At 34.0% G+C, this 18,312-nt stretch carries 11 protein-coding genes; 4 read left to right on the top strand and 7 right to left on the bottom strand.

Features of this window, described 5'->3' with window-relative positions:
* Positions 1-198: 198 nt before the first annotated feature.
* Positions 199-363: a hypothetical protein gene (locus tag VB776_RS23870; protein WP_323699360.1), complete on the top strand. Its 165-nt coding sequence runs from the start codon at positions 199-201 to the stop codon at positions 361-363.
* A 61-nt stretch (positions 364-424) separates the two neighbouring features.
* On the opposite strand, the gene VB776_RS23865 is transcribed toward VB776_RS23870, so the two are convergent.
* Positions 425-4,567: a hybrid sensor histidine kinase/response regulator gene (locus tag VB776_RS23865; RefSeq protein ID WP_323699359.1), complete on the bottom strand. Its 4,143-nt coding sequence runs from the start codon at positions 4,565-4,567 to the stop codon at positions 425-427.
* A 425-nt stretch (positions 4,568-4,992) separates the two neighbouring features.
* On the opposite strand from VB776_RS23865, the gene VB776_RS23860 reads away from it, so the two are divergent.
* Entirely contained in the window at positions 4,993-5,121 is a 129-nt protein-coding gene (locus VB776_RS23860; protein ID WP_323699358.1) for a hypothetical protein, read from the top strand.
* Positions 5,122-5,188: 67 nt separating this feature from the next.
* Here VB776_RS23860 and VB776_RS23855 read toward each other — a convergent pair whose 3' ends face one another.
* The 4 genes from VB776_RS23855 to VB776_RS23840 all read right to left on the bottom strand — a co-directional run bounded on the left by VB776_RS23855 (position 5,189) and on the right by VB776_RS23840 (position 12,413).
* Positions 5,189-6,715: a RagB/SusD family nutrient uptake outer membrane protein gene (locus VB776_RS23855; RefSeq protein WP_323699357.1), complete on the bottom strand. Its 1,527-nt coding sequence runs from the start codon at positions 6,713-6,715 to the stop codon at positions 5,189-5,191.
* A gap of 64 nt (positions 6,716-6,779) precedes the next feature.
* Entirely contained in the window at positions 6,780-10,100 is a 3,321-nt protein-coding gene (locus VB776_RS23850; RefSeq protein ID WP_323699356.1) for a SusC/RagA family TonB-linked outer membrane protein, read from the bottom strand.
* Positions 10,101-10,138: 38 nt separating this feature from the next.
* A complete protein-coding gene (locus VB776_RS23845; RefSeq protein WP_323699355.1) occupies positions 10,139-11,041 on the bottom strand; it encodes a hypothetical protein in 903 nt (300 codons plus the stop codon).
* Positions 11,042-11,150: 109 nt separating this feature from the next.
* Positions 11,151-12,413: a YdcF family protein gene (locus VB776_RS23840; protein ID WP_323699354.1), complete on the bottom strand. Its 1,263-nt coding sequence runs from the start codon at positions 12,411-12,413 to the stop codon at positions 11,151-11,153.
* A gap of 420 nt (positions 12,414-12,833) precedes the next feature.
* On the opposite strand from VB776_RS23840, the gene VB776_RS23835 reads away from it, so the two are divergent.
* Entirely contained in the window at positions 12,834-13,460 is a 627-nt protein-coding gene (locus VB776_RS23835) for a murein L,D-transpeptidase catalytic domain family protein (protein WP_323699353.1), read from the top strand.
* 74 nt (positions 13,461-13,534) lie between these two features.
* Positions 13,535-15,214: a L,D-transpeptidase family protein gene (locus VB776_RS23830; protein ID WP_323699352.1), complete on the top strand. Its 1,680-nt coding sequence runs from the start codon at positions 13,535-13,537 to the stop codon at positions 15,212-15,214.
* A 217-nt stretch (positions 15,215-15,431) separates the two neighbouring features.
* Here VB776_RS23830 and VB776_RS23825 read toward each other — a convergent pair whose 3' ends face one another.
* Both VB776_RS23825 and VB776_RS23820 read right to left on the bottom strand, forming a co-directional pair.
* On the bottom strand, positions 15,432-16,472 hold the full coding sequence (locus VB776_RS23825) for a Fic family protein (protein ID WP_323699351.1): 1,041 nt from the start codon (positions 16,470-16,472) through the stop codon (positions 15,432-15,434).
* A gap of 407 nt (positions 16,473-16,879) precedes the next feature.
* On the bottom strand, positions 16,880-17,707 hold the full coding sequence (locus VB776_RS23820) for a hypothetical protein (RefSeq protein ID WP_323699350.1): 828 nt from the start codon (positions 17,705-17,707) through the stop codon (positions 16,880-16,882).
* Positions 17,708-18,312 lie beyond the last annotated feature (605 nt).

Below are 18,312 nucleotides of genomic sequence, written 5' to 3'. Positions count from 1 at the left end.
AATCAAACAAAATTGTATTTTTTAAATAAAGCACCTCAGATGAAAGCAAAAATCCACCCAGAACATGAGTGGATTTTATCGTAAAGCAATATCGAAAAACAATTTTCAAGGGAAGCCAAATTAGGGTTAAAAATCATTCCACGCCCATCAGAAGGTTTTGTCTATTATACTCCTTGCGAAATCAAAGCCGACCAAACCATGTTTGATTATGTACTAAAACCCAACAGTACAACTTTGGTAGAAATTGTGTTACAAAGAATTGTGAGTAAAGAAGTATTCAGGATTAACCCGATGAATGATTTGCCCAATGATGGTGACTTCAAGCATGTAAAACCTGGGGGTGAAATTTTAGCAGAAAATTAATTTTAGATTTTCCCTAGCTTGAAAACTAACATTTAAAGCTTTCAAGCTAGGAATCTAGCTTTTATGAAACTTCGTGTTTTTCTTTGATTTTCTTACCCCATTTTTCTAGTAAACTTACCAAAAATTCAAGATTAATAGGCTTGCTGATGTAATCATCCATTCCAGCAGCTTTACATTCTTCCTTATTTTCAGCTAAAGTGTTGGCAGTCATGGCTATAATCACTGGTTGCTGAATTGGTTTTGAACGAAGTACAATTGTTGCTTCTATTCCATCCATTTCAGGCATTTGCATATCCATCAATATCAAATCATAGTGTTTTTTCTCAAATGCTTCAAGCACTTCTAGTCCATTTTCAGCTAAATCTGCTTCAAAACCAAGTTTGCTTAATACTTTCAAAGCCAATTTTTGGTTCATTACATAATCTTCAGCAATTAAAATTTTCATTGGATAATGCAAGGCAAAATCGCTTTGCAATTTCTGAGTTTGCGCAGTCGAGGCTGGTTTATCTACCATTTTGGTTTGCTCACTCCTAAGCAAATTATCATGAATACTTTTACAAAGAATATGCTGTTTAACTGGCTTCATCAACACAGATCTAAACAAATCTGGATACTCTTTGTAGAAAGTATCAGAAACTGAACTCAATAAAAGGATTGGTATATTCGGTCTTTGTCTTTTAACAGCTAAAGCAAAAGAAATTCCATCAATGTCAGGCATTTGCATATCAGTAATGATCAAATCAAAATTCTCGTTTGTCTTTATCAAAGCAATGGCTTCTTTCGGACAAGAAAATAATGTAGCCTGCATATTCCAATGTTCTAATTGTCCTTTCAGAATAGATAAATTGGTATTGTTATCATCCACGACTAATACTTTTTTATCTCTTAACACTTCAAGGTTAAAAGGGAAAGTAGTAAGTTGAGCTGAACTAACTTTTGTTTTGATTTCAAATTTAAAGGTTGTGCCTTTGCCCACAGTACTTTCTACTCGAATAGAACCACCCATTAAATTGACGATTTTTTCACTAATAATTAGTCCCAAACCTGTACCACCGTATCTTCTTGTGGTTGAAGAATCAACTTGTGAAAAAGGTTTGAAAAGTCTGTCTAATTTATCTGGTGGGATACCAATTCCTGAATCTTTTACTTCAAAACCTAATACAATTTCATCATTGTCTTTACTTTCATCCAAAAAGACTCTTACAAAAACTTCTCCTTCATGAGTGAATTTTATCGCATTGCCAATGAGATTTAATAAAACCTGACGCAAACGAAGATTATCGCCAACAATTTGAGCAGGCACATTCCATTCTATCAAGTAAAGTAAATCCAAATTCAGGCTTGCTACTTTGGCAGCAAAAACATCCAATACTTCTTCTATACAATTTCTAAGGTTAAAATCATGCAAATCAAGCTCCATTTTACCCGACTCTATTTTAGAAAAATCTAAAATGTCATTGATAACCGTAAGTAAACCTTCCCCACAAGCATGAATGGTATCAGAGTAACTTTTCTGCTCTTCGTTCAAAGGCGTTTCCTCTAATAACGATGCCATACCAATAATGCCGTTTAGTGGCGTTCTGATTTCATGACTCATCGTTGCCAAAAAAACACTTTTAGCTTTATTTGCTCTTTCTGCTTCTTCTCTAGCTTTATGTTCTTCTTCTGTAGATTCTAACAACTGTGCTGTACGTAATTCTACTTCTTTTTCAAGTTTTATATTTTGAGCTTTTATTCGGTTCATTCTATACTTATAAAAGTAAGTTGCCAAGCAAACTACCAACAAAAATATAAATGCTTTAAACCACCAAGTAGCCCAATAAGGAGGTAATATTTCGATACTTATAGCACATCCTTCTTCGTTCCAAAATCCATCATTGTTTGATGCTTTTACTCTAAAGACATATTTGCCCGGGTCAAGATTAGTGTATGATGCTCTGTTACGATTGCCCGTATAATTCCAGCCAAGATCAAAACCTTCTAGTTTATACGCATAACCATTTTTTTGAGGCAGAATATAATTCAGTGCCGTAAATTCAAAAGAAAAGAAAGATTGCTTATAATCTAATACAATTTCATCCGTATAATTGATATGAGTTAGAAGTGGGGAATCCTTTTCTCCGGGAACAATTGATTTATTAAATATCTGAAAATCAGTAATAAATACTGGCGGAGCAATCTTATTATACTGAATATTATCAGGATAAAAAGAATTCACACCATTGGGACCCCCAAAATACATTTCACCATCCTTAGTTTGGCAAGCAGCCCTAGGTTTAAATTCATTTCCTTGCAAACCATCTGAAGGACTAAAGTTCTTGAATGTGTTCGTTACAAAATTATACTTGGCGATACCTTTATTGGTACTTATCCAAAAATCACCATTTTTATCCTTCAAGATTGCATTTATAAAATCATTAGGTAAACCATTGCTTTCCGTAAAAGTCTGAAAGATTTTAGTTTTCAAATTCAGTAAACACAATCCATCGGTTGTTCCAATCCACAAAAACCCTTCTTTGGCTTTTACAATTGTTTGTATATTATTATTACACAAACTATTAGGATTGTTAGTATTAGCTCTAAAATGAGTAAATGTTTTAGTTTTTTTATTAAAAAGGTCAAGTCCATCTTCAGTCCCTACCCAAAGTTCATCATTACCGTTTTCATACAATGCTTTTACGTAATTACTGCATACGCTTTTAGGATTCTGTGGGTCGTGCAAATAGTTCGTAAATTGCTTATTCTTAATATCATAATAACCCAATCCACCTGTCCAAGTACCTAACCAAAGGTTGTTATCTTGACTTTTCAACATACCAAAAATACTGCTTGACGAAACCGTATTTTTATCTTTGGGATTAGGCAAATGATGGATAAATTCTTTCGTTTTGGTATTGAATAAATCGAAGCCTCCTATAAAAAAGCCCAATGCCAACCAATCTTTATCTATTTCTACAACAGATAATACATAATTTGAACCAATACTATTTTTGTTAGATGGATTCTTTTTATAAGCTGTAAAAGTATTGGTATTTTTATCAAGTACATTCAGTCCACCGCCATCTGTTCCAAACCAAATTTTATTATCTCCATGTTCTAGAACACTCAATACACTACTATTATTTAATCCATTTTTATCGACAGTCTGTTTTAGTAAATTAAATTTGTTGCCATATTTTGGTAAAAAATTAATTCCTCCAGAATAAGTACCAATCCAGATATTACCCGTTCTGTCTTGATACATACAATAAACAGAATTGTTACTTAAACTATTTGGGTTGTTAATATCAAAAGTAATAGTTTTAAATTTCTCCGTTTGGGGATTATAAATACTAATACCTCCGTTTTCAGTGCCAATCCATAAATTCCCACTTTTATCTTCCATAAAAGAGAGAATATCGTCGTATGCTAAACTTTCTGGATTATTTACATTGTGCCTATACGTTTTGAAACTATTATCTTGAGGATTGTATTTTGAAATTCCTCCTGCTAAAGTACCTACCCAAAGATTGTGTTTACTATCAAAAAAAATTGTGTTAACCCAATCTGAATCAATAGTTTTAGGGTTATTTACTTCATGAAAATAATGTGTAAATAACTTACGCTCTGGATTATACTTATTCAATCCTTCTTTTGTTCCAATCCAAATATTTCCAGTGTAGTCTTCGCCAATAGTATATATAAAATCACTGCTGAGACTGTTTATATTATTATTTTGATGCTTAATTATTGTAAAAGTACCTTTATTAGCATCTATCAAGTATAAACCCGTTGTCGTTCCTAGCCATATTCTGTTCTTAGTATCTTCAAAAATATCACGAACAATTACGTGATGCCCTTCTTCAAAAAAATGCTCAAAAACACCCTTTTCACGATTGAATTTATCTAAACCAACAGAGGTAGCAACCCACAGATTTCCCGCATGGTCTTCTAAAATATCATAGATATAATTATCACTAAGGCTCTTTTTATCGCCCCTTGTGTGCTTATAAATAGTAAACTTAGCTCCATCATACTTATTAAGTCCCTCGTCAGTGGCAAACCACATAAAGCCTTTTTTTCCCATCAATATGGCACTCACATGGCTTTGTGAAAGACCATCTTCTGTAGAAATACGCTTAAATACTGGCTTGAATTCTTGCGAAAAAAGTAATGTATGCTGAAGTAGTATAAAAATGAATAAAAATATATATTTATATCTCATGGTTAACAAAATAAACTTTAAGTTTTAAATTCGGACAGCAATTAGCGAACCCACAAATTGTATTATCTATTGGAAAAATAGCAAAAATTTTACCAAAAATGTCATTTTGCTAAAATATAATATAAAGCTTGTTTATGATAGAATAAAAAATATGCTTTTTAATGTTGAAAAATCATGTTTTTCGATTGTTAATATTTTTTATCAATCGGTAAAAAAATGAGTACATTACATTGAAGTATGTTCGTAGAAGAGTAATTCTTATTTAAAAACAGCTTGTATGAAGTTTATTTGACCTCCCTAGCTTTTGTAGTGGGCTTAATTCCGATGATGGATACAAAAGGTTCTTCTTCACAGGGAAATCATTCTGTCAGTATTGGTGCAACTGGCGGCGGAATGGTCTCTGGAACATCTTGTTTAAAAGTGGGATGGCTAATTATTTAGAGGTAATTACGGCTCAAAGCAATTTACTACAAAGTGAATTAGAGTTAGTTTCATTGAAAAAAGCTAGACTGGAAGCAGATTTATATCGTTCGTTAGGTGGTGGTTGGAAATAATGAGGATTTTAACGATTTAACTATAAACAAGAAACCCCAACCAAATAGCTGGGGTTTCTTGTTTATATTAGTAACCTGAATTCTGATACATTTTTGTTGGATTCAATTTGTATTCATCAAATGGAATTGGGAAAAGGTAATCTTTCAAACCAAAGTTTGATACTTTAGCCGTTCCGTAATCTGTTTGTGATTTACTTTGAATATAAGTAACTAATTCTGTTGGCGTAAAGAAACGAAGTAAATCAAACCAACGGTGATGTTCAAAAGCTAGTTCAACTCTACGTTCGTGAAGAATAGCCAATTTCAAAGTTGGATACTTTGCAGCATATTCTGCATTGTTTTTCATCACTTCATAAGTAGATAATTTAGCTCTTTCACGCACTTGATTCAAAAATTGAATCGCAGTCGTTTCATCCCCTAAATACATATTTACTTCTGCCAACATCAAAATTACATCCGCATATCTAATTAAAGGCCAATCGTTTCCGCCATAACCTGTAGCACCTGCTAAAGCACTAACATCTCTAAATTTAGTAATGTACCAATCTTTTACAGTAGCATCATTCGCATATTTTATTGAGAAATCCTTACGCAAATCATTGATTTCGTATTCTTTCACTAAATCTTGTTTTACATTTCCGCCTACGCCATTACTTGGTTTTAGTGAATTCGTTGTTTCTCCTTTAGCTTGGTTATTCGCTGCAATTGAAGATGAATACGTTATGTCGCCTTGTTTGTTAACAATCTGGAAAATGATTTCTGAATTCGTTGACTTTTTACTTACATCAAATACATCTGTGTAAGGAATGTCTTTCAAGGTTGCAAAAGTTTTCATGTTATAAGCTGCCGTCAAATACGTTTTTGCATTGGCTAAATTAGCGGCACGATTGGCTTGGTCTAAAGTAGTTGCCATTGTTAAATATACTTGTCCCAACAAAGCATTGGCTGCTGCTTTTGAAACTCTACCTTTTTCAGAAACTGGTTGATGATTTGGTAAACCACTCGCTACTGCTTCTTTCAAATCAGCAACAATTTGTTCGTAAACTTTTTCTTTTTTCTCACGAAAAGTATTCGCAATTACATCATCCGTTGAATTTAACTGCTTTGTAACCAATGGCACATCGCCCCATTTTCTTACCAAATGGAAGTAAATCATGGCTCGAATAAATTTCACTTCTGCATTATAAATATCTTTATTGGCTGGCGTGGTAAAAGTTACTTTATCAATATTTGAAGTAACCTGATTACAGCGTGCAATGGTTTGATACAACGAAAGCCAATGACTTTTTAAATTGGTGTTACTTGGTAAAATCGCAAAATCATTGAACTGAAAAGGCTCACCAGCGTTCGACTGGTTATCATTTCTACCTGCATCATCCGAACGTTCGTCAGTAAAAAGTCCGCTATTTTCGCCAATATTATTTCCACCACGAAGCGATTGATACACGCCATTTACCGCTTGAAGTACGTCGTTATCTGTACGGAAATAATCTGAAGCGGCTACTGAATTTGGGTCTGTTTGTAGCACAAAATCATCGCTACAACTTGCAAGGGCTGTCGCCAAAACAAGTAATGTTATTAATTTCTTTATCATTTTTTTGAATATTATTTAATTGAATTTCAAGATTTTCATGTTGATTACTTCCTGAAAAATTCATTTAGAATGTCAATTTTGCACCAATGTTATAGGCTCTCATTAAAGGATATTTACCATAATCTACCCCTGGTCTAAGATTTGCCCCATCGTTATAATCAACTTCTGGGTTATAGCCTTTATACTTTGTAATCGTAAAAGCGTTATCAATTCCTACATAAATTCTAGCATTGGATACTGATTTTTGCTTGCCTAACCATTGTGTTGGTATTGTAAAGCCCATTGTAAGATTTGTACAACGTAAGAACGAACCATCTTGTAAATAGAAACTTGAAAGACGAGTACTGTTACTTTGTGTACCACCACGAGATGCACGATAAACAGTTCCGTCGCCAGGTTCAGCCTCTGAACGATAACGATTTACAACCGAAGCGTACTGATTTCCAGAACCTTCCATGTTATAAACATAATAGTCTTGTCCGTCGAGTACTTGGTTGCCATAAGAACCATTGAAAGATGAACTTAAATCGAAGTTTTTATAAGTTGCAGAAAGAGCAAACCCATAAGTAAACTTAGCGTAAGGAGTACCGATTACAGTTTTGTCTAAATCGTTTACTACGCCGTCGCCATTTACATCTTCAAAATAAAGGTCTCCTGGTTTCAAAGGGTTACTTGAAGCGGTAGAGCGTGCTGGGCCTTTAATTTTGTAATCTTTTGGGAAAGATTGCGTTGCTGCATTATAAACCAAATTATCTGCTGCTAAATTATCCATGTCCGACTGGCGAACCATTCCTTTTACTTTAAAGCCATAAAACATACCAATTGGCTGACCTTCTTGCGTAGTGTGTGTGATATAAGAACGTTCAGCACCCGCACTGAAAATGGCATTTGCACCACCTAGGTCTAATACTTTGTTGCGGTTGATTGAAATATTACCACTTAAATTTACTTTCAAGTCGCCCGTTTGAACTAAACGTGTATCAACCTGAAAATCCCAACCTTTGTTTTGTACTTTAGAATTTCTAAGATTTGTTAAAATTGACGATGCACCAGCAATTGCCGAAATCGGTTGATTAAACAATAAATCTGAAGATTCAGAAACATAATAATTTGCCATTACAAAAACACGGTTATTGAACAAACCAATGTCTGTACCAAAGTTGATTTGAGAAGTAGATTCCCAACCTAAACGCTGGTCACGAATATCGTTTGGATATACCGCAGATTGAATCGTTCCATTGCCAAAAACGACTCCTGTGGGGCTAGACATCGTCTGTAAATAATTATAATTACCGATGTTGTTATTACCACTCAAACCCCAGCTCGCACGCAATTTGATAGAAGTTTGTTCGCCAAATTTATCCGCATAGAATGGTTCTTGCGAAAGATTCCAACTAGCAGAAATAGAAGGAAAATTACCCCAACGATTCAAAGGACCAAAACGAGAAGAAGCATCACGTCTGTACGAAGCCGTTAAGAAATATCTTTCTTTATAGTTATAACCCAAACGAGCCAAGTAAGAAAGTAAAGTAGCCGTAGATTTCCCTGTAGCACCATTCAAGGTAAATAAAGTTGCGTCAGCACCTTTGCCTGTAATTTCCTCAATTCTATCGTTTTGGAAACCTTTAGCTGTTACGCTAATAACATCAATATCTAATTGTTGTGCCGTGTAACCTGCCAAAGCATTGATACTGTGTTCACCGAATTTTTCATTATAATTCAACGTAAACTCAGCCAATTTATCCATTTCTGATCTTGTTTGAGCTACAGCATTAGCTGCCGCAATTGATTGCGGAGAACTAGGAGGATTCGCACCGCTACTCAATGATGTTGGTAAATAAAACTCATACTTTTCGTTATAAGTCTGTAAACCAACGTTCACTTTAGCTGCCAAACTTGGCAAAATTTGACACGTCGCATTTCCACTAAAAGTACCACGAACGCCTTTTCTTGAAATATGTGTTTCGGTTGCTAAGGCTACTGGGTTTTCAAGTGTTTGATAGGCGTACAAAGATGATTTCGATGCTGCTTCGTTTTTCTTTAAACTTCCATCTTCGTTATAAGCACTAAAAAATGGCATATAAATCAACGCTCCTAAAATTGGTCCTTGGTTAAAACGTCCTTCTTGTACTTCTCGGTTTTCGTTGGTCGTCATGGCTAAGTTTGCTGAAACTCTTAGTTTCTTACTTACTTGTCCATCAACATTTGCACGGAAATTAATACGTTCTTGTTTAGTACTTTTAATAATTCCGGGCTGATTCAAATATCCACCACTTATGGCATAACGAGTAGAAGAATTTCCACCTGAGAATGATAAATTATGACGTTGTGCTAAAGAAGTTTGATATAATTCATCTTGCCAATCTGTATTAATCGTTGGTTTTATCAATTTTTGAGAAGCAAAATCATAAAACTCAGCTGGAATACTTACAGAAGAAGCATTACCAACTTTTGAAACTCTAGTCGCATTATCGTCTGAAAACATAGCATCGTTCCAAGTTCTTCCAGAATTCACGATTAAATCACGATATGAATTATTATGCCCATCAATTAACAATTGTGCAAATTGCTCTGAATTTAACAAATCTACTTTTTTACTTAACTGATTCAACCCGTACTGAACATCGTACTGAAACTGACCAGCTCCTTCTTTTCCTCTTTTGGTGGTAATTAAAACAACACCGCCCGAAGCTCTTGAACCATAAATCGCCGCCGAAGCCGCATCTTTCAAGATGTCGATAGATTCAATATCGTTTGGATTGATAAATACGTCATTACCAGCAGGATAACCATCAATTACATAGAGTGGATCTGAAGTAGCATTGATTGAACCCACACCACGCACACGAATTTTTGTACCTACATAAGGCGCACCACTTACTTGTGATACTTGTACACCGGCTACTTTTCCGACTAAAGCTTGTCCAACAGTGGGTGTAGAAAGGTTTAACTCTTTGGCTTTTACGCTAGAAATTGCCCCAGTAACATCGCTTTTACGGACTGTTGAATAACCAATGGCTACTACTTCTTGTAATTCTTGTGAATTTTCAAAAAGCTGTACATTGATTTGCGAAGATTTTCCAACTAAAACTTCCTTCGATTCATAGCCTACAAAACTGAAAATCAAGGTATTTCCTTCATCAGAAACAATTGAATATTTACCTTTTGCATCTGTTACTGTTCCTTTTTTCGCCGTTTTATCAAAAACGTTTACTCCTGGCATTGCTTGTCCCGCCTCATTCGTTACTGTTCCCGTTACTGTGTTTGCCACTTGTTTTTGCTGTGTAAAAGCAGTTGCTTTTACAGTACCGATTGTCTGGGTACCAGCCATTACAACTAACAGCATGGCTCTTAGCCAAAGCTGTTTTTGTACTTGTTTTTGCATTTTTTTGTTGATTATTTATTGAAATTTGGATTATATTTTCACCATTTTAAATTTGCAAGATGCACATTTGCCTTACGAGCAGACGTTACTGCAATGCCTTTTTGAATGTTTTTGGTCAAGGCAAAACCTTCTAATTCATCGGTTTTATCTAGGTCTATTGTTTTCAAAACTACTTCGTGTCCTGTTTCTAAAGATTTTTCAAAATCTAAAAAAGTAAATCGCCATCTGCGTCCTTCAATTTGATTTTGAATTAATACCAACACCTTTTTTTCAGGAACCCAAAGTAAGTTTTGTACAAAAGCACTACAAGTAAATTTCTTATAAAGTACGCCTGCTTCTGAAGTCTTTTTGGCGGCTTTCAACGCTAACGGATTGTATAAACGTACTTCGTTTTTCTTGTTACCATAATCGGCTGTTGCTACAAACCATTTGTTTTTGTACTGTACATATTCTGGACGAGTACCTTGAATACAGGCATCATCTTCAATGGTATTCAGTAAATTACCATCCAATGTTTTTGTTTTTTGTAGTCCTTTCCAATCAACCAAATAAATCATGGCTTTCCAAAGTGTTCCTTCTGGATTTAATCGGATACTGTTGCCAATAAAAGTTGGTTGATTTTTATGAAATGCGATACCTGTTGGATGATTAATCACATCTTTTCCTGCTAAACTCAATTGTATTTCTTTACCTGTATAAGTCAGCGAATCGTTTTTCAAGACATATTCACGAATCATTCCTACTTCTCTGTCGCCATAAATAAAGGCTTTTTCATTTTGAATACTAATACCTTGTCCTGCACCAAGAGAATCAATCGAAAATTCTTTTTTAAGCCTAAACTCAAGGTCTTTAACAGTAACTTGTTGTGATAAAAAACAAAAACTCAAAATACCAGAAAGGACAAGTCCGCTCATTTCAATGATAGCTTTATTTCTTTTCATGATGTGATGACAGTTAGTGATTTGTGAATGAGCGAGTTGTAATTTAGTGATTAGATAAAATATTACTTTTTTAATCACTCAATCACAAATCACTCATTCACTCATTATTCTATGGATCAAGTGGTTCAAGTGCGTTGATTTGTAGCGCTTCAATAAGCGGATAAAATTCGGCTTCAGTTTCAGACAAGCGTTTGCCTTTTCGGTAAGGCACATGGTTCAATTCTTTCTCGCAACGTTTATCCAAATTCAATTCTTGGATATACATACTTTGTGATTTGGAAGTAGAAGTAATACAAGCTTTGTCGAAAGGAATTCCATAACGGAAAATCAAACGGGCTGTATTACGCATATTGGTTGTGGTATGGCGTGCGTGTGGTTCTACAATAATGGCATTGGCTGGAACATGAAGTTTTTCTATCATAAACTTCTTCATCTCTATAGCTTCGTTAAATTTCGTTTTATAAGGATGAACATTTCCACCCGAAACCACCACAAAAGGGGCTAATCCTTCAAAATAACGTAAAGCGGCTACTCTGCAACGCAACATTCCTCCTGCACTTAGAGCTACTTCTGGCTCTTCTGGTCCAGCACCGGGTACAAGAATTACTGAGTATGGAAAGGCTTTCCAATTAATTGTTTTGATTCTATCGAAAGCTAATTTGTTCACTGTAGAAGCCATTGGTTCAAAATCAGCTACTTGTTCTCGTTCATTGATTTCTAAAGCCAATAAAGCAGCGGTAAGTGATGGCTCAAAAAACAAATTGGCATTTTTGCTTTCTTCTTGAACTGTTTTGTGTAAATCGCCCAATAATTGAGGATAGCTTTTGTGTGTAACCTTAAAGCTGATAGAGTCAATGTTTGGATAATTTGGCTTTTGTCCAGCGACATAAACGCCAATCGTGAAATTAATTCCACGGGCATCTTGCTCCCAAGCTTTGATTAATTGTTCTTTGGCTGAAAGTTTTTGTGTTAAAATATAAGTGCCTGAAGGAATTAGATGTTCTGAAATCAATTTGCCCAAAGCATTATTTTCGGTATAAAGTTCGCCCAAACGTTTACTGATTTCTTCTATTTCAGTTTCTGAAAATTGCATACTTTCGGTGAGGCAACTTACTTTATTTTGACATTGTTTTGAGACATTATTCAAGGCTTCTATTTTCTGTTTTGTGATGTTTTTCAGTACAGCATCATTACTTAGAAAATTTTTGACTTCAGGCAAATTTTGAAGTAAAGTAAGAAGATAATAATTTTTAGATTGGACAAAACTTTTGCCTTTGATAAGGGCATAATTGGCTTTTATATTTTGTGCTTGCGAGTAATGGAAACTCGATAAAGTCAGCCAAAAAAGGAATAAAAAGTATATTTTTTTCATCAATTTATTTTTTCTACAAACAAGTATTTCTTCCGCAAAAGAGCATACCTATTCATAATTGGATAAAAGTTTAGTGAATGAAGCGGACTAATATTTTTGACCTGTATAGTTGATTGGAGGCTGTTTAAACGCCGAAGGTGTTGTATGAAAAATCTTAATCTACAATTAGAAGCCTTTCTTGCCACAAAAGTACATTGACTGTTTAACCTGAAAATAATTCTAATAATATCAGTTTGTTAACAAAAAGATACATTTAGAATCATTTTATGATAATTTTGCATTAATTATTGCCAGTATGCTAATTCAGCATAATTGAGTTGAGGAAAGTCTAGTTTTAAGAAAAGATTTTTCTGACGAATTGCAATGAAAACCAATACGATACTGTTAGTATAGAAACAAAACCCAAGGAGATACTAGAATATGACCTTCACTTTCCATGCAATTGTACTTTTACTAAATCTTTGTTTAGCAAAACCAATTCCCCAAAAAACTGCTGTCGTTCTGGATGAAACACAAATACTTTATGCAGATTGCCATTTAAATGGAGTGGTGAGCTATAATGCTTTCAAAGAATCTGTTGATGGTTACCAAACTTTTCATCCATCAAAGCCCATCGTTACCATTGTAGATTTTTCTCTACCATCTAATGTGGAACGCTTTTTTGTGATTGATTTATCAAAAAAGAAGTTATTGTTCTCTTCTCTGGTGGCACATGGTAAAAAGTCTGGCGAAAATTTGGCTTCTTCTTTTTCAAATAAAATAGATTCCCATCAAAGTAGTCTTGGTTTCTATTTAGTTGGCAATAAAATCACAAGTCCAAAACATGGACTCGCATTACTTTTACATGGTTTACAAAAAGGAATTAACGATAATGCTCGTCGCAGGGAGATAATTATTCATGGAGCATCGTATGTCAGCTCAACTTTTATTCAAAAATTTGGTCGTTTAGGCAGAAGCTATGGTTGTCCAGCTTTACCGAATGATTTGATTCCAAAAGTAATTCCAGTATTGGCAAACGGTAGTTTACTTTATATTCATCATTCTTAAAGTACTACGCCGTTTTTATCATAAATTTTAGGTAAATACTCAATCATTCAGCAAGCTCTAATTTATATACTCCTATGAAAAATAATAAAAAAACATATCCTTTATTTTTGAGCTTATTCTTTGCTTTATTTTTCCTGATAATTATTCAGAGTTGTAATAAAGAGAAAAGGAAAAAGAGAGGTATTTTGCCAGATTCAAGCATTTATCAGTCACAGAACTATAATGATTTGGTCTTGGATTCTGCTTCAATCACAGCTTTCCTTAAAACCTTTCCTGTTTCAGATACCATTCAAGAAGAAATCCATGAGTTTTATACAAGACGAAACTATCAATTGGCATGGATTACTAAAAACGGATTATCTCATTCTGTTTCTATTTTTTATAATCAATTGCAGGCTTATCAAAAAGATTTTGATGATAATAGCTTTGATAATGCTCAAATGGAAAACTTAATATTAGCCGCTCAGGCTGATGAAAAAAAGTTTCAAACTCAACAAAGCGAAGTACAACAATTAGAATTATTATTGACTGCTACTTTTTTTAAATATGCAGAAAAAGCATACAATGGTATCACCAAAAATCCATTAGATTTAGAATGGTTTATTCCTCGAAAAAAGAAAAATTATCAAACTTTATTGGATTTACTTGTATCGCTTTCTAAAGGTGAAAAAATACAAGAACCTGTTAATCAATATTATATTCGCTTAAAAAAGAAGCTAAGAGAATATCGTGACATTCAACAAAAAGGTGGTTGGCAACAAATAGTTTCTAACAAAAAAGTAATCGCAATGGGCGATAGTGACTCCTGTATTGTCAATGTTAAAAAACATTTATTGCTCACTGGCGACCTCCAAGAAAATGATGGAAGTATTGCTTTTACAGATTCATTGGCAAAAGCGGTTAAAAGGTTTCAACTTAGAATGGGTTTATCCAAAAACGGTGAATTAGACCTTGCTACTATTAAAGAGTTGAATCAACCTATTGAAGACAGAATCAAACAAATCATGATTAATATGGAACGCCTTAGATGGGTTCCAGTTGAACTAGAAAAAGATTATTTGTTGATTAATATTCCAGAATTCAGATTACATGTTTTTGAAAATGGCAAACAGGCTTGGGCAATGAATGTGGTCGTTGGAAAAACTGCCACGCAAACAAGTATTTTCAAAGGAAATTTATCGACCATTGTATTAAATCCATATTGGGGAATTCCGACAAGTATTGTAAAGAATGAAATATTACAGAAACTCAAGCGAAATGCTGGTTATTTGTCTGATAATAACATGGAAGTACTTTCGGGTAATACCGTGGTGAATCCGAATAAAATCAATTGGAATAAATATAAAGACAATGAGAATGTGCCTTTTACTTTCCGACAAAAACCGGGAGACGATAATGCACTTGGAAAAATAAAGTTTTTGTTCCCGAACAATTTCAGTATTTACTTACACGATACGCCATCAAAAGGATTATTCAATGAATCAAAACGAGCTTTCAGCCATGGATGTATAAGAGTAGCTGAACCGAACCGATTAGCACTTTATTTATTAAGAAAAGATTCTACTTGGAATGAAAATAGAGTAAATAAAATTCTGAAAACCGATAAAGAATACGGCATTCGTGTTCGCCCAACCGTTCCCGTTTATATTGTTTACTTTACAACTTGGGTTGACAATACTGGACAAATAAATTTTAGAAAAGATTTATACGATTTAGATGCAAAACTTTCAAAAGAGATTTTTGGAAGTATATAAGTGATGCCTTTGTAACACCTCTCGTTCAAGACTGTGTCTTGGACGTTTTTTTCATTCAGTTTCAAACTGAATGAAAGTTTAGCGCAAGTGACGCTATGCTTAACACTTGCGCTAGTTGGGATATGTGGACTATCTATCAAATTGAGTAAAAAATAAATTTACACTAACAGTTTAAGCAATTTGCTCAGTTTCTGGTATTATTAACTTTTATCTTCATCTATTTTATCGTGTAACTTACATTTCGCCCATTACCTTGTTTTTCAATCAATCCTTTATTGATTAACTCCGATAGAATACGTTTTACAGTAGGTGATGGTATCGCCAATTTTTCAGAAATTTCTCCCGACTGAATGTTGGGGCGATTTTGAATAATCGTAAAAATTGATTTTTCCTTGGGCGAAAGTTGTGTTTCCAAACCAGTTTTATTCAATTTCATCATAAGTTGAGCTTGAATATTTGACAAACAACTCAAAAAGAATTGCATCCAAACAGTAACATCTTCGTTGGGACGTTGTGCTTGACAACTTCTAAGAACCTGATAATATTCGTTTTTTCGGTTTTCAATCTCATGCTCAAAACTCACGTATTGTATCCATTTATATCCGTTTTTGAGCAATAATAGTGTTGAAATTAAACGACTCAACCTTCCATTTCCGTCTTGAAAAGGGTGAACGCTCAAAAAATCATAAACAAAGGATGCTATTTTGACTATGGGATGTACTACCTTCTCCGAATTATACCAATTGATTAGCTTTCTTATGGCATCCTCAGTAGCAAACCCCGCTTCGGTTGTTTGAAAAATGATTTGTTGTGTACCATCAGGAAATGAGGCTTCAACGGCGTTGCTATGTGCCTTATAATTGCCTTTATGCCATTGGTCTTTGGCACTATATTTCATCAAACTATTGTGTAAACCTTTAATATGGCTTTCGGTAAGATTAATGTTTTCGTAAGATTCCGAAATCAAATCCAATACTTCAAAATAACCGACTACTTCCTGCGAATCTCTGTCGGTAAGTTTTGATATGTCAATTTTTTGTAGTAACACGTCAACTTCTTCATCGCTCATTTTATTACCCTCAATTCGGTTTGAAGCCCCTACGCTTCGCACAGTGGCAATACTTTTCAACTCTTTGAGGCTTTGTCCTTCTTTTCGTTCAATGGCTGTCCAATTTGCATCAAAGCGGTCTATTTCACTAATTAAGTTAATCAGCTTCCAATCAATGTTCAGTTTAAAATTATATACTCCGTTCTCCATTTTGATACGATTTGATACGATTTGATACGATTTGATACGATTTGATACGCAAAAAAACGATTATGATTTGAATCCGCAAACACTTAATGATACGATTTGATACGTTTAGATTTGATTATGATACGAAAAGTCTAACTATTTTCGGTTGTTAAATTGTCTTACAGAGCGTTCGTAACGCCAGGCTACTAACGATAGGCCGTGAAAGAACTACCCATGCAAACATATAGAATAAACGTAGGAGAGCCAAAACGAAAACACCAATAAAAATTGATTTATGGGTAAGGCAATTTATATGCCTGAGAAAACAGAAATAGCTTTTTACACCTTCTGAAGCTTTAAAAACAAAAAAGCAGGCAAAAACCTGCCCTCGCTGTTTCAAGTTTAAAAACTTGAAACAGCGAGGGTAGTTAGTCTTGAAGTTGTGGTTTAATAATCTTGTTGTAAATATCAATTCCGTATAGTCCATTTAACTTCAATGAGGTTGCTTGCTCAAATGGCAAGTCTGGTGCTACAATTCCTGTTGATGAATATTTGAAAATTACACCATTTTCTTCAACTACTTCCGGCTTAAACAGATTTGAAAATGATTGAAGGTTTGGTGAAATCGCATTTATTATTTTGGTCTTGTTTTTTCCATACTGATTATAAAATAGGGATAGTAAATTTGGCTCGACAATGTCTTCCAATTCTAGTGTAGAAAACTTTGTTTCTTTTTTTAAGATGAGATTTGGTAAAAATTGTGTTTCGCCTTGTTTATATGCTTGTTGTCGGACAGTGATGTCGATAATTTTATATGGTGGTGCAATCAACCACGAATGAGCTGCAACATAATTGCCTTGGTCAACAGACCAAAAATATTTTCGCTTGATGTTGGTTTGATTAGGAAATGTAATTGTCAAACTACCTTTTACTTGATAATTCCAAATGCCTTCTTTTTCTAGAATTCGGCTCATAGCCATTGAAGCGTCAGTACAGGCACCTTGTCGTCCATCTTTATGAAGTTGTTCAAATAATAATTCTGCTGTTTTTTTTATTACACGTTCTGCGTTGGATAAGTAGTCTTTATTAAATACTTTTTGTGAAACAAAACTGGCGTAGTTGTCAAGTAAATTTGGATTGGTCTGCTCTAGTTTAATAAATTTCTCGTCATCATAAAAACCTGGATGCGTCACATCTATTTTTTTCGAAGAAAAATAGTCTAAATGACTTTGATAGTTTTCGGCTTTGTCCAACATAGAAGGGTCGATTTAATTACGCACAACTCGCTAATATGCGAAAGTTTTGTAGTACTTTTTATATTGTTACTAATTTCAAATCCTAATATACCTATTCAAGGTATCAATCAAAAACATTCCATCCACTAATTACAAATAACTTATTTTACGGTAAGTCTTCTTAATATAAATACAAATTATGGCTGTATAAACTTATGCAAATATGATAATTACTATTAATATATAGTATTTATATTCGGCGTTATGCTAATCCATTTTAGAATTAAGGCATCTCAATCTTTATAATTGCCACTTGCATTTAGTGATAAGGCTCTTTAATCTTGATATATGACATTTACATTTAGTAATAAGCCATTTTAATCTTGATATATGCCATTTGCATTTAGTAATAAGGCATTTTAATCTTGATATATGTCACTTACATTTAGTGATAAGGCTCTTTAATCTTGATATATGGCATTTACATTTAGTGATAAGCCATTTTAAGGCACCCTCCCCTTAGTTGTGTAAGTTTTGTTGGGGCTTTGATTTTTTAAAAAATCAAAGCCCCAACAAAAAACTTTAAATAACTTAGCAACAATAATTGTCATTTTTATGGATAAGTC

The sequence above is a fragment of the Arcicella gelida genome, from assembly GCF_034931025.1.
Lineage (GTDB): Bacteria > Bacteroidota > Bacteroidia > Cytophagales > Spirosomataceae > Arcicella > Arcicella gelida.
The sequence above is the reverse complement of the archived record's forward strand: the minus strand, read 5'-3'. Positions and strand labels throughout refer to the sequence as shown.

Coding starts and splice junctions, on each gene's coding strand:
- VB776_RS23860 (WP_323699358.1), top strand. CDS start 4,993: ATGGCTAATTATTTAGAGGTAATTACGGCTCAAAGCAATTTACTACAA.
- VB776_RS23835 (WP_323699353.1), top strand. CDS start 12,834: ATGACCTTCACTTTCCATGCAATTGTACTTTTACTAAATCTTTGTTTA.
- VB776_RS23855 (WP_323699357.1), bottom strand. CDS start 6,715: ATGATAAAGAAATTAATAACATTACTTGTTTTGGCGACAGCCCTTGCA.
- VB776_RS23840 (WP_323699354.1), bottom strand. CDS start 12,413: ATGAAAAAAATATACTTTTTATTCCTTTTTTGGCTGACTTTATCGAGT.
- VB776_RS23830 (WP_323699352.1), top strand. CDS start 13,535: ATGAAAAATAATAAAAAAACATATCCTTTATTTTTGAGCTTATTCTTT.
- VB776_RS23870 (WP_323699360.1), top strand. CDS start 199: ATGTTTGATTATGTACTAAAACCCAACAGTACAACTTTGGTAGAAATT.
- VB776_RS23820 (WP_323699350.1), bottom strand. CDS start 17,707: ATGTTGGACAAAGCCGAAAACTATCAAAGTCATTTAGACTATTTTTCT.
- VB776_RS23850 (WP_323699356.1), bottom strand. CDS start 10,100: ATGCAAAAACAAGTACAAAAACAGCTTTGGCTAAGAGCCATGCTGTTA.
- VB776_RS23845 (WP_323699355.1), bottom strand. CDS start 11,041: ATGAAAAGAAATAAAGCTATCATTGAAATGAGCGGACTTGTCCTTTCT.
- VB776_RS23865 (WP_323699359.1), bottom strand. CDS start 4,567: ATGAGATATAAATATATATTTTTATTCATTTTTATACTACTTCAGCAT.
- VB776_RS23825 (WP_323699351.1), bottom strand. CDS start 16,472: ATGGAGAACGGAGTATATAATTTTAAACTGAACATTGATTGGAAGCTG.